Origin of the sequence: Bartonella sp. CB10SXKL (assembly GCF_042195515.1) — a bacterium.
Classification (GTDB): Bacteria; Pseudomonadota; Alphaproteobacteria; order Rhizobiales; family Rhizobiaceae; genus Bartonella.
Genome location: NZ_JBHION010000006.1, coordinates 112,233 through 125,430 on the forward strand (window position 1 = coordinate 112,233; position 13,198 = coordinate 125,430).

A 13,198-nucleotide genomic window follows, 5' to 3' on the forward strand; every position below is an offset into this window, starting at 1 on the left:
TTCTTCATCTCTCTATTTAATGACGATGCAGTTAGAAAACAAATATCAAAATTAAAAATAGAACATACAATAGAAGAAACGGCAAAAAATCTGAATATCCCTTATAGGATTAATCTTAAATCTCATCGTCTTAATTATTAATATATAAAAAACAAACAAACTAAAAACGGCCTTTAAAAGGCCGTTTTTAGTTTTAGAATTATTTCTGCAAAGCAGTCAAACGATTAAGAGCACTGCTAAAACCATCTAGCTGAACAAATAAATCATTCAAAGCTGGTTCACCTGCAGCAGCAATTGTCATCGCCAACTTTAACTGTTTTCCAGAACGTAAAGCTGCTACGTGATTTTTGTCAAAAACGACAGGAACCACACAACCTGCTGGTACACAAGTCCGGATACCGGTTTCGATAACAGCTTTTCCCTCATCAACTTGTAAACGAACAGGCTTAGAAACCAAAATGCCAAAAGGAACTGTTAAATTACCAGATACAACACCCTCAGCATCGAGAGTAAGGCCCATAGCCACAACAACACGCCCCTGCTCATTCACTTCTTGACGGTGCATAAAACAAATTCTTTTCCCTTCTTGTATACCACAGTTAATAGTCCACAAACCGTAGGTTTCAGTCAAAGAAGAAGCTCCATTTGGCAATGTCGCTGCCGCATCTTTTGATGCAGGAGGTTTTGAACTTGTTGCAAATGCAACAGATGAAATACTCAAGAGAGTAAAAACTATAAGTAAATTAAATAACTTTTTCATTTTATATTCCTGTTCTTTACATAAAAGAGAAACATGTTTATTATTTATTATAATATAAAGCATCTTAATAAAAAAAGCTTTCTCGTAATCATATAGCTTTTATAATGGTCTAAGGCTACCTCGAAATTCGTTGACAACTTTCGTATAAACGTGCTTTTTAAAAGAAACAGCAATCAACGGAAGGGTTTCTAGATCAATCCATTTCCATTGATCGAATTCCGCTTTATTGCCATCTGGTGGCGGATTAATCGCAATTTCAGAAAGCTTTCCTGTAAACTGGAAAGCAAACCATTTTTGTATTTGCCCACGATATTTATTTGTTAATGTGCACCCAATAAGTTCTTGTGGAAAATCATAATGGAACCAATTTTGTGCTTCTTTAATCAACTTCACAGATCGAATACCCGTTTCTTCATAAAGTTCACGATATGCTGCATCTAATGGTTTTTCATCTTCATCAATCCCTCCTTGAGGAAGCTGCCAACGATGAGATATTTCAATATCTGCATGAATGGGCATCATTAAACGACGCCCAACCCACACTTTACCGTCATGATTAAAGATAACAATCCCAACACATTTGCGATATGGAAGAACCTTCAAATTAATACCTGCATCCATTTAATATTCCTCAAAATCGCAAGCTATAGATATCAATTCTCACTTTAACACATCCTTATTGGGATCTGGTGGAAATGCTGCATTTGCCATTTCACCTCGTAACAATTTATAAGCCTCATTCAACTGGATATCATCTTTAGGGTCTTTGGGAACAAAAGCAGCTGAACCAGATCCTTTATTACTCTCTCGTTTTCCTTTGATATGTCCTTTTAATGCAGACTCACCAACTTTTACATCATAACCCTTATATTTTTCAGGGAGTGGTTGCTCTACAATAATATCAGGCGTGATCCCTGTTCCTTGAATAGAAGTGCCAGATGGCGTGTAATAAAGTGCTGTTGTTAAGCGTAAAGCCCCATTTTCACCCAAAGGAATAATTGTTTGAACAGATCCTTTACCAAAAGACTGCGTCCCTAAAATTGTTGCACGACGATGATCTTGTAATGCACCCGCAACAATTTCAGAAGCACTTGCCGAACCACCATTAATAAGGACAATGAGCGGTTTTCCATTGATGACATCACCTGGCTTCGCATCAAATCTTGTCACATCACTCTTTTTGCGCCCACGAGTCGACACAATTTCACCTTTATTGAGAAAAGCACTCGAAACATTAACAGCTTGATCTAAAAGCCCACCCGGATTAAGCCGCAAATCAAGGACGTAACCTTTTAGCTTATCTTCAGGAATTTTAGATTGGATATCTTTAATTGCCGCCAGAAGATTATTCAATGTCTGCTCAGAAAACTGGATAACTCTTAAATATCCAATATCACCCTCAACCCGATATTTCACCGCTTTTACTTTGATAATATCACGAATAATCTTCACTTCAAATGGCTTATCAACGCCAGAACGAATAATTGTTAAGGTAATTGGCGTTCCAGGAGCACCTCGCATCTTATTAACAGCTTCATTCAATGTTTGACCATTCGTTTGTACATCATCAATTTTTGAAATAAGGTCTCCTGCTAGAATACCTGCTTTTGAAGCGGGAGTATCATCCATTGGTGAAACAACTTTAATTAAGTTTTTTTCCATAGTGACCTCAATACCAAGACCTCCGAACTCTCCTTTCGTAGAATCCCGCATATCCTTGGCTTCTTCAGCATTCAAATAAGATGAATGAGGGTCCAGTGATGTGAGCATGCCATTGATAGCATTTTCAATAAGCTTTTTATCATCTGGAACTGTAACGTATTGCATACGCACACGCTCAAAAACATCGCCAAATATAGCTAGCTTTTTATATGCATTATCTTCATTATTCGCAGCAACAGACTGCACCATAATCATTGAACAGGCGCCGAGCAATACCCCAGCGACCAAAAGAATAACTTTACGAATCATTTTGGCTCCTTCTTATTTTTTCAGTCTGCCACCAAGGAGTTGGATTTACAGGTTTTCCCTGCTTTCTAAACTCAATGTAAAGCATTGGAGAAGTTTTTCCTATATCCAATGCAACACTGTTTGAAATAAATTGCATCTCCATTATACCCAGAGGCTCACCTGAAAGAACAAATTGCCCCTGTTTTACATTAATTCTCGACATTCCAGTAAGAATGATATGATAACCATTTCCAACATTGAGAATGATTAACTGTCCATAAGAACGAAATGGCCCTGCAAAAGCAACAAAAGCATCCACAGGTGATACAACAACAGCTCCTGCCTCTGTTTCTATCGTTTCACCAAAGCGCGTAATCTGCGAACTTTTGTTAGAGTGATGTATTCTTTTTCCTGAAACAGGAAAAAGTAAAGAACCTTTTCGGCTTTCAAAATTGGACTGTTCTAACAATTGCAAACTTTTCCGTACCTGTACTGATGCATCAGAGTTAAGTTTTGACTGACGATCGAGCTCTAAAATCAATTCTTCCAAAGACTGCGCTTTTTTAGCAAGAGCAATATTTTTTTGTTGCTGTTCTGTAAGTTCTTTTTCTGATTTTTTTTGTAGTTTGTTTTTTTGGTCTAATAAAAGCTCTAGACGTTTTCGCTGCTCTGCTTGATTTTGCAGTTTTGTCTTTAATGCCTTATATTCCGTAGTAATGGAATTACTCAAATTGGTCAACTCCTTGAGTTTTTCTGTTAAATCTCGTGTTTTCTCCTGCATCTGAGGAATAACAGTACCTAATAAAACAGAACTACGTATAGAAGCCAACGCGTCCTCTGGCTGTATCATAAGAGCAGGAGGCGGATTCAATCCCATACGCTCCAAAATTGCAAGAACTTCCGCAAATTCAGCACGACGATTTTTTAAACTTTGATAGACTTGTACCCGCTTTTCTATCATTTTTTTAAGCTTTTCTTCCCTTTTAGCAATATCATCTGCTACTATACGTTCTTCTTTAGCCGCCTTTATGAGTGCATCACTCAAAACACGTTGATCTTTTTTTAAATGCTCAACTTGATGCATAAGAAAAGCAACACGCTCACGCGAAAGTGAAATATTTTGGCGAATTTCTCCTAATTCTTTATGTACTTCCGTACTCCTCATTGTATCTTCCGCGTGCGATACAGAAAAGCAAAAAAACATACTCAAGAGCAGAATGACAAATATGACGCACTCCTCATATAAATATAGCATCTTTCTATGAAGAAGCTTTTTCATTTGCAAAAACCATGACACCTCATCGTATACATTAGAGATGCTTTAAATGGTGTCAGCTAAAACAATATTAATAAACATATAAATAAGTGCTAAAAATTGCACAAAAATATTAAAAACGATGATACGGATGATTATTTTCAATTGTTACAGCGCGGTAAAGTTGTTCTGTAAGAAGAATACGTGCAATTTGATGTGGCCACGTCATCAAACCAAAAGATAAAAGAAAATCAGCACGCTTCTTTATTTGTTCATTATGCCCATCAGGTCCTCCCAAAGCAATGACGACATCTCGAATGCCCTCATCACGATAACACCTCAATTTTTCAGAAAAAGAAATTGACGAAATCGATTCTCCACGCTCATCTAACACAATTAATCGACATTTTTCAGGTAAAAATTCAATAAGTTTTCTGCCCTCTTCCTCCATACGTTGACAAACTGTTTGAGCACGACTTTCTGGTATCTCTTGTAACTTTTTTAAATGAAAGCCTACATCTCCAGAAATTTTAGAAAAACGATCCAAATAATGCTGAACTAATTTTTGCTCCGCCCCACTTTTCATACGACCAACCGCAAAAATAGAAATTTGCATTTTAATGATCTCCGAAGAGAAGCAAAGCCGTATCGTTTAAATCCGGTGTCATCCATATTTTTTCTAAATTATAAAAAAGACGAATTTCTGGACGAAAAAGATGAGTGATAATATCACCTGTATCAATCAATACCCAGTCACCTCCAGCAAGCCCTTCTACACGCGCAAGCCCCTGCCCACTATCTTTCCAAGTATGTAATAAATGATCAGCAACAGACGATACATGACGCTGCGAATTTGCTGAAGCTATGACCATATAATCAGCCAAAGATGACTTCCCTCGAATATCAATAGCAACAATATCTTCTGCTTTTGTATCTTCTAAACTCTTGAGAATAACTTCAAGACTCTCACTAACAGAAAAAACTTTTTTTTCTTTTGAAGGCATAATATCGTAAGAGTGTTTGTGTGCAACGTTTTTCAGATCAATATCCTTTCTTATCGTTGTGGAATCTAAAAAAGAGACTTCTCTAAAGAGAAGCAGAATCTTATGAAATGTTCAAGAAAAATCATTCTTCTTCAAACGAAGGTTTGTTGAAGATTGAAAAGATAAAGGTCCATGCAAATAAGTCCAAACTGGTGGCTTGATAAAAGGTAATCGCTTACTTTCTCTCTCATCCAAACGAAAACGGCGATAAATATGTGCCATAGGAGAAGAAAGTGCTGACCGATTGCCTAAAGGACGATCAATAATCGCAATAGGAAGCATAGAGACGATATCATGCCATCGATACCATTGATGTATCGTCGCAAAACTATCTGCCCCCATAATCCATACAAAATTTACGCCACTGTAATGGGTAAGAATATGAAAAATCGTATCTACTGATACTTTGCTCCCTATAGCCTGTTCAAAACCTGTTAAGCGAATTTTTGGATGGTCAATAAGTTTAAAACTTAATTGCATTCTCTCCTCTAAAGAGGGCAACTGTGTACAATCCTTTAAAGGATTTCCTGGAGTGATCATCCACCATAACTGATCAAGATGCAAACGCCGAATGGCAATTTTTGCAACAAGAAGATGCCCCGCATGCGGTGGATTAAAGGAACCACCAAAAAGACCCACAACATTAGATCTTTCAACATGTGGCATACAATTTTTCCATGGAAAAAATGGTGTTCTCAAGCTCTAACCTGACCATTTCCTTTAACGTGATATTGAAATGATGTTAGCTGTCCAACACCTATGGGACCACGTGCATGCATTTTTCCTGTTGCGATACCAATTTCCATTCCAAAACCAAATTCACCTCCATCAGCAAATTGTGTAGATGCATTGTGTAATAAAATAGCTGAATCTAAATGATTAAAAAAATTCTTCACCACTTCCAAATCCTCAGCAATAATCGATTCCGTATGTCCTGATGAATAACGCTTGATATGAGAAATGGCTCCCTCAACACCCTCAACCGTTTTAACAGAAAGAATAGCATCAAGATATTCCTGCGACCAATCTTCTTCAGAAGCTAATTTGACATCTGGCATAAGAAAAACAATATCTTCTGTGGCACGAATTTCACACCCCTTTTCCTGTAAAGCAGTTAAAACAGGAAGAAATTTTTTTAATGCTTGGCCGTCAATGAGAACTGTCTCAACAGCACCGCATATCCCTGTTCGCCGCAGCTTTGCATTTAAAACAATATTGCGTGCCATATCTAAATCTGCCGATTTATCAATATAAATATGACAAAGTCCCTCCAAATGAGCAAAAATTGGAACACGTGCATCAGACTGAACACGAGCAACAAGGCTCTTTCCACCACGTGGTACGATCACATCAATCGCTCCATCCAATCCTTTGAGCATTTCCCCAACGGCAGCACGATCTGTCGTTCCAACCATTTGGATAGCATCTTTGGGTAAACCAGAGCGCTCTAAACCTTGTACCAAAGCTAAATGAAGAGCATGAGAAGAATGAAAGCTATCCGAACCACCGCGCAAAATCGCAGCATTACCTGCTTTTAAGCACAAAGAACTCGCATCAACTGTAACATTGGGACGACTTTCATAAATAATGCCAATCACACCAAGAGGTGTTCGTACACGACTTATATGAAGCCCATTTGGACGCGTCCATTCATCCATCACTTGTCCAACAGGATCAGATAAACGAGCAACTTGGCGAACACTGTCTATCATTGCACGTAAACGCAAATCATCTAATTTTAGCCGATCAATCATTGCAGCTTTCAAATTATTCTGAGCAGCATTCTCTAAATCTTGACAATTCGCCCGTAAAATTTCATCTGACTGAGCCTCTAGACTTAAAGCGATCATTTCTAATGCATTGTTCTTTTGCTCAGAAGAAGCAACAGCTAACGCTGCAGCGGCATAGCGTGCTTTTTGTCCCATATCTTTCATTTGTTCTTCTAAAGTCATCGTAACATCCACTCTGCCAAAACAATAAAAACAAAAGTAACTTTTTTAAACAGTATTGGTCAAGCAACGTACAATCATATCATTACGATGCACCATAGCAGAGCGCGCCTCATACCCAAGAATAGCTTCGATTTCTTCACTTTTATGTCCTATAATGCGTACAGCCTCATCTTTGTCATAGCTTACAAGTCCACGCGCAATCTCAACTCCATCTGTACCAACAATTGCAACCGTATCCCCACGCTGGAAATTTCCCTCAACGCCAATAACCCCTGCAGCTAATAATGATTTTCCTGATTCAAGAGCCCTAATGGCTCCTTGATCAATCGTCAAAACACCAGATGGATCTAAATGACCAGAAATCCATGTTTTCCAAGCATTGACAGATTTCTTACTTGCCGCAAAAAAACTCTTGCGTTCACCTTTGTCAATTGCAGCAAGAGGATTCATACGCTTGCCTGAGGTGATAATCATCGCCGTTCCAGCAGCATTAGCTATTTTTCCGGCTTCAAGCTTAGTCTTCATTCCTCCCCGTGAAAACTCTGAAGCAGCAACATCTGCCATTTTTTCGATATCATGCGTAATGGATGCAACAAAAGGTATAAATTCAGCCGTAGGATCACTATGGGGAGACTTTGTATAAAGACCATCAATATCGGATAAAAGTATTAAAAGATCTGCCCTCACCATTGTTGCCACACGTGCAGCTAAACGATCATTATCACCATAACGAATTTCAGTTGTTGCAACAGTATCATTCTCATTAATAACAGGCACAGCTCCCAAATATAAAAGCGTCTCAATCGTTGCACGTGCATTGAGATAACGCCTTCGCTCCTCCGTATCAAATAAAGTGAGCAAAATTTGGCCTGTTTTGAGCCCATGTTGAGCAAGCGCATCACCATAGGTTTTTGCTAACTCAATTTGCCCCAAAGCAGCACATGCCTGGCTTTCTTCCAATTTCAAAGCCCCCTTAGGAAGCTGTAGCAATGTCCTTCCTAAAGCAATAGCACCTGAAGACACCAATAATATCTCTACGCCTCCTTTGTGTAATTCAACAACATCATTGATCAAGCTTTTAAGCCATTCAACCCGTAAACCTGCCTGAGGATCAACCAAAAGGGCAGATCCAATCTTGACCACAATACGTTTATAGTGTGTAAGTTTTTGCGATCCAACAGCCATCTCAATCAACCTTGCTATCCCCACTGATCTCCTCTTTGCGTGACATTTCAATAATATGTGCACCAGCACGCAGCACATTTTCTAAACCTTCGCGGCTAACCGCAGAAAACATCATAACTGGTTGATCCGCTGCTCTTTGTAAAGCTTCCCGTTTAGCTTCACGCTCTTCAATTGTCAGAGTATCTATCTGGCTTAAAGCAACAATTTCAGTTTTATCACTTAGATTATTTCCATATGCCTCAAGTTCATGACGCACAATTTGATATGCTTTTGCTACATCTTCTTCTTGAGAAGAAATTAGATGAAGCAGTACGCGACAACGTTCCACATGTCCTAAAAAACGATCTCCAATTCCCACACCTTCATGCGCTCCTTCAATTAATCCTGGAATATCAGCCAAAACAAATTCACGACTATCAATACGTACAACACCAAGATGAGGATGTAGAGTGGTAAAAGGATAATCTGCAACTTTTGGTTTTGCAGCCGTTACAGAAGCTAAAAAAGTTGATTTTCCAGCATTTGGTAAACCAACAAGCCCCGCATCAGCAATTAACTTCAAACGAAGCCATATTGCACGCTCTTCTCCAGCCAAACCTGGATTTGCACGACGCGGTGCCCGATTTGTCGATGTTGTAAAGTGAAGATTGCCAAAACCGCCATTCCCTCCTTTTGCAAGGCGATAGCGCTGTCCCACTTCCGTTAAATCACATATTAACGTTGTATTATCTTCTTCAAAAATTTGCGTCCCAACCGGAACTTTAAGGATGACATCATTACCCTTTTCACCCGTCATATTACGCCCCTTGCCATGCCCCCCTGTTTTTGCTTTAAAATGCTGTTGGTAGCGATAATCAATCAGCGTGTTAAGCCCATCAACAACAAGAGCCCAAACATCACCACCCCGTCCTCCATTCCCCCCATCAGGTCCCCCAAATTCTATGAATTTTTCACGACGAAATGATACTGCTCCAGAACCTCCATTACCAGAACGAATATAAACTTTAGCTTGATCAAGAAATTTCATTGGAAACACTCACTGAGGAATCAATCTCTTTACCTCTATAGGCAATACATTAGTTTTACCAGTTTTTCATCATTGATAACAGAAAAACTGTCACTATCGCCGATAACTCTTTGAGAAAAAAATCATCACATCTAAATAGGTTAAGTAAAGTTAAGTCTTCTTAAAAGAAGGCGCTATTCTTGTATTTTTGTTTTTCCCTTAAATTCAAGTGCTAGAAGATAAAGCTCTACTGATTCTGATCGGCTTGCGGGTGGTTTAACATGATAGACTTTTTTAAAATGCTGTTTTAGTATCGTAAGAAGAGTGTTTTCTGCTCCTCCTTGAAAAGCCTTTGCTAAAAAATGTCCCCCAGGCTTAAGAACCGAAAGAGCAAAATCAGCCGCAACTTCACATAAATAAATCGTTCTTAAATGATCCGTCTGACGATGACCTGTTGTTGGCGCTGCCATATCAGAAAGAACCACATCCGGTTTTGTCCCTAAAGTTTCAATTAATTTCTGCGGTGCATCTGTATGCAAAAAATCCATTTCCAACATGGCAACTCTAGGTAATGGATCAACATGTAAATAATCAATACCAACAACGCTAGGATCCTCATCACTTGACCCTACTATACGCTCAACCACCTGACACCAGCCCCCAGGTGCTGCTCCTAGATCAATAACCTTTTGACCTTTTTTCAAAAACCTATAGCGCTCATTAATTTCAATGAGTTTATAAGCCGCACGCGAACGATACCCATCTACTTTTGATTGATGGACATAAGGATCATTCAGATGCCTCTCTAACCATCGTCGTGATGAAGCTTTAATGGTTCCTGCTTTCTTTTTTACGCGCTGATATAATTCATGTGACCCTGAACCTCCATAGCCACCTCTCGGTGTTTTTGTTGTTTTTTTCATCGTTATTCATTGTCTCCATATTTAATTCTCTAACGCTTGAAATCTCTGCTCTTTCTACGACGACACCATACCCCATCGCGTAACATTAGCTCTATCAAAATTCCTTCCCTTAATCCACGATCAGCAACTCTTAAACGCTGACTTGGCCAAACTTCCCGAATAACATCTAAAATTGCACAACCAGCTAAAACTAAATCTGCTCTCTCGCGCCCAATAAAAGGACTTATGACACGTTTTTCTATATCCCATGATAATAGACGTTGTGTCATAAGTGTAATGTCTGCATCCTTCATCCAAATGCCATCCACTTTTTTCCTATCATAACGCTCTAAATTAAGATACATTCCTGCTAAAGTCGTAACTGTACCAGAGGTTCCCAAAAGATGAAACTTCGAACCTTGTGCTAACTCTCCTAATTTATGACGATCTGAAAAATTATTTAATAACCCTCGCACATAGCTTTTCATTTTTTCAAAATCGTCTAAGCTAATATCATTCCCTCCAAAACGTTCAGCAAGCGTAACAACACCAACAGGAAGAGAAGTCCAAGCGATAATTTGTCTAGCTAAACGAAAAGAACGCTTTTGAGAAACATCAAGTAGCACAATTTCTGATGACCCTCCTCCAATATCAAAAAGCACAATTGCGTCAGTATTTGGTTCAACAAGTGTACTACACCCTGTAACAGCAAAACGCGCTTCTGTTCGCCGATCAACAATTTCCAATTCAAGTCCTGTCTCCTCCAAAACACGCTGAATAAAATGTCTACCATTTTCTGCAGAACGACAAGCTTCCGTTGCAATCAAGCGATAACGCTTAATATGCCTTTGTTTTAGCTTTAAATGACAAATCTTTAATGCCTCAATCGCACGATCCATAGCTTGTGTATTAAGAAAACCGTTATTTATTAAACCTTCTCCCAATCGTACAATACGAGAAAAAGCATCAACAACACGAAAATATCCAAGTTTACTGGGAGATGCGATAAGAAGACGACAATTATTTGTTCCGAGATCAAGTGCCGCATAAAGAGGTGGAGATTTTACTGGATGGAACCGTCGAAGAAAAGGTGCTTTGAGTTTTTTTGTTTTTTGAGCACCTATCATTATCTGATTATGAAACTCAAAAGCTGCCTCAGATTGAACAAAAACCTGTTTCTGTTCATAATGTTTTTTTCTCTGTTGTCTCTTTATATCAACAAGGACAGAGTATGCCTCTGTTCGTGACAATGCAGAAAGATTATTTGTATTACTACTGCACTGATCATACAACTGATCTGCTTTGGTATCGTATATTTCTCCTCGCTTTAACTCTTTTGAACCATAATTTAACGGGGTCATGTCCCTTATCCCTTGAGCGTTCCCCCAATAAATAAACGCGAAAACTCTTCTGCTCATTCCTAAATAAAGCAATAATGCAGTATCAAATGATATATACAAGAAATCATTCTTTCTTTTTCTATCATTAAAATTTTCTACACTAACATCATTCAGATTTTTGTATAATCTTTCGGTTGTTTCCGTGAAATCATGCATCTCTTTATGAACTTAAAACTATAAATTAATCGTTTACGTTCACATCAATTTTTATAAATTATGCTCTTTTCTTTATACCATTTACACGGAGCACACCTCTATTGTAACAAACCTACACTATCATACTATTTGCTGACTTTTAAGGTTACAACAACCTATACATTAGTACGGTTTATAAGAAAAAAAAATTTTTTCGTTATCCACACACAAAACACGTTTGTTATATGCAATGAAATGGCTTTGATTATGCTGGAATAAAAGTTCCGTAGTACTACAAAATGCAATTACAATAGCTGTTATTTCGTGAATACCAATAAAAACTATCGTTCAAAAAAACTCTAGAATTATAAAATTTATCTGAAAAATATTAATGCTTAATCAGACCGCATTAAAAATCCATTTGAAGCTTAAAAAAAGAATTTAGTCTACTCATTATTGTAAGGAAGAAATCGAGTATTTCTAATCTTTTTTACTTTTAATAACTAACGAAATCACTCTTTAAGCATTATAGGAAACACTAACTTGATTTTCTATTACATATAAAGAACTTACTGTGACTTTATATTCATAAAACTCTCACTCTTTCCAATAAATCACCTCGATATCATATTATATAAAACTTCTTACTTATCTGACCTTATAATTTACACTCAAAAATATAATACAACAATTTATGGAAAAATGACTCTTGTTAAAAATACTCGATGGATTCTAAGGACGGAAAGAATTAAGTGCCGCATTTAACCCTTTAAATGGTACAGTAAAAGAAAATACCTTACCTTCTTTAGTTTTATAGGAAATACGTACCTTATTGTTCTGCTCTATTTGTTTAGTCAAAACCGGCCCTACAGGTGATTGTGCCAAACAAACCGTTTCATTACATTGCGTATAATTAATAAGAACAGGTTTTTTAACATCTTTTACAAACATTTGAATCGGAACATTTATATCAGAATTTGGCAATGTTCGAAAAAGCATCACTGCTTGACCACTTGTCGTAGAAACAAGAGACCAACTAAAAATGGTATTTCCTTCTTGATCATGAACCGTCTGTGTCACATTACATATACCTTGCTTATGTTTAAGCTTTTGTTTTTCGTCACAAATCAAAGTCCAATCATAAAATTGCATAATAATTCGACGTGTTTCGCCAGGTTCTCCCTTAGGTATCGATAAGTGCGGTGGATGCACCGTATAAATATTATTATTCTCGTTGGCAAAGCTTTCGCTCTTGCCTATTAAGGCAAGAGCAAACAGCAGAACCTTTACTAACATACTTCTCGTTTTTACAATAACAGCCATTTTTTCTATTATCATCTCAACCTCAGAGTAATTCCAGCGCCTATTCCCCAATGACCTCCAGCACTTGTCACAGATACATTCGAGCGAATATTTCCATCTTCAGATGTATAACCAGCACCAAGAGCAAGTGCAGATTGACTGCGCCATAAACCACTCCCAAATGAAACACTTAAAGATCCTGGTATATCATAGTAACGTAAGTTGGACACCGCTAGACCAATAGCAGCAGCTTGTCTTGCTTCTTTCCGAACATCCTGAATAGCATAATTCAACGTCTCAAATTTCAT

At 37.9% G+C, this 13,198-nt stretch carries 14 protein-coding genes; all 14 read right to left on the minus strand.

Translation table 11 applies throughout. From position 1 onward, the window contains the following. Positions 1-199 precede the first annotated feature (199 nt). A complete protein-coding gene (locus tag ACFIK3_RS04835; protein ID WP_273790632.1) occupies positions 200-760 on the minus strand; it encodes an invasion associated locus B family protein in 561 nt (186 codons plus the stop codon). A gap of 99 nt (positions 761-859) precedes the next feature. Next, positions 860-1,381 carry an RNA pyrophosphohydrolase gene (locus ACFIK3_RS04840; protein WP_375676331.1) on the minus strand — a complete coding sequence of 174 codons (522 nt, stop codon included), beginning with the start codon at positions 1,379-1,381 and terminating at the stop codon, positions 860-862. A 39-nt stretch (positions 1,382-1,420) separates the two neighbouring features. After that, positions 1,421-2,731: a S41 family peptidase gene (locus ACFIK3_RS04845; protein ID WP_375643375.1), complete on the minus strand. Its 1,311-nt coding sequence runs from the start codon at positions 2,729-2,731 to the stop codon at positions 1,421-1,423. Continuing rightward, positions 2,721-3,965, minus strand: coding sequence for a murein hydrolase activator EnvC family protein (locus ACFIK3_RS04850; RefSeq protein ID WP_375676336.1), 1,245 nt, complete (start codon positions 3,963-3,965; stop codon positions 2,721-2,723). Before ACFIK3_RS04850 ends, ACFIK3_RS04845 begins: the two co-directional genes overlap by 11 nt. A gap of 133 nt (positions 3,966-4,098) precedes the next feature. Then, positions 4,099-4,581 (minus strand): 23S rRNA (pseudouridine(1915)-N(3))-methyltransferase RlmH, encoded by a 483-nt coding sequence (gene rlmH / locus ACFIK3_RS04855; protein ID WP_273790635.1) that lies wholly within the window; start codon positions 4,579-4,581, stop codon positions 4,099-4,101. Position 4,582: 1 nt separating this feature from the next. Beyond that, positions 4,583-4,969 (minus strand): ribosome silencing factor, encoded by a 387-nt coding sequence (gene rsfS, locus ACFIK3_RS04860; protein ID WP_273790636.1) that lies wholly within the window; start codon positions 4,967-4,969, stop codon positions 4,583-4,585. Between the two features lie 111 nt (positions 4,970-5,080). After that, positions 5,081-5,674 (minus strand): nicotinate-nucleotide adenylyltransferase, encoded by a 594-nt coding sequence (locus ACFIK3_RS04865; RefSeq protein WP_273790637.1) that lies wholly within the window; start codon positions 5,672-5,674, stop codon positions 5,081-5,083. A 29-nt stretch (positions 5,675-5,703) separates the two neighbouring features. After that, positions 5,704-6,960, minus strand: coding sequence for a glutamate-5-semialdehyde dehydrogenase (locus ACFIK3_RS04870; protein ID WP_375676332.1), 1,257 nt, complete (start codon positions 6,958-6,960; stop codon positions 5,704-5,706). Between the two features lie 45 nt (positions 6,961-7,005). Then, positions 7,006-8,145, minus strand: a complete 1,140-nt coding sequence (proB, locus tag ACFIK3_RS04875; protein WP_375631102.1) for a glutamate 5-kinase — start codon at positions 8,143-8,145, stop codon at positions 7,006-7,008. A gap of 1 nt (position 8,146) precedes the next feature. Continuing rightward, positions 8,147-9,172 carry a GTPase ObgE gene (obgE, locus tag ACFIK3_RS04880; protein ID WP_375637586.1) on the minus strand — a complete coding sequence of 342 codons (1,026 nt, stop codon included), beginning with the start codon at positions 9,170-9,172 and terminating at the stop codon, positions 8,147-8,149. A 173-nt stretch (positions 9,173-9,345) separates the two neighbouring features. After that, positions 9,346-10,074 (minus strand): RlmE family RNA methyltransferase, encoded by a 729-nt coding sequence (locus tag ACFIK3_RS04885; protein WP_375629986.1) that lies wholly within the window; start codon positions 10,072-10,074, stop codon positions 9,346-9,348. 29 nt (positions 10,075-10,103) lie between these two features. After that, positions 10,104-11,414 carry a Ppx/GppA phosphatase family protein gene (locus ACFIK3_RS04890; protein ID WP_375676333.1) on the minus strand — a complete coding sequence of 437 codons (1,311 nt, stop codon included), beginning with the start codon at positions 11,412-11,414 and terminating at the stop codon, positions 10,104-10,106. 906 nt (positions 11,415-12,320) lie between these two features. Continuing rightward, on the minus strand, positions 12,321-12,926 hold the full coding sequence (locus ACFIK3_RS04895) for an invasion associated locus B family protein (RefSeq protein ID WP_273790643.1): 606 nt from the start codon (positions 12,924-12,926) through the stop codon (positions 12,321-12,323). Next, the coding region (locus ACFIK3_RS04900; protein WP_375631103.1) for a YadA-like family protein at positions 12,923-13,198 on the minus strand (276 nt) is incomplete at its 5' end. The genes ACFIK3_RS04895 and ACFIK3_RS04900, both read right to left, overlap by 4 nt.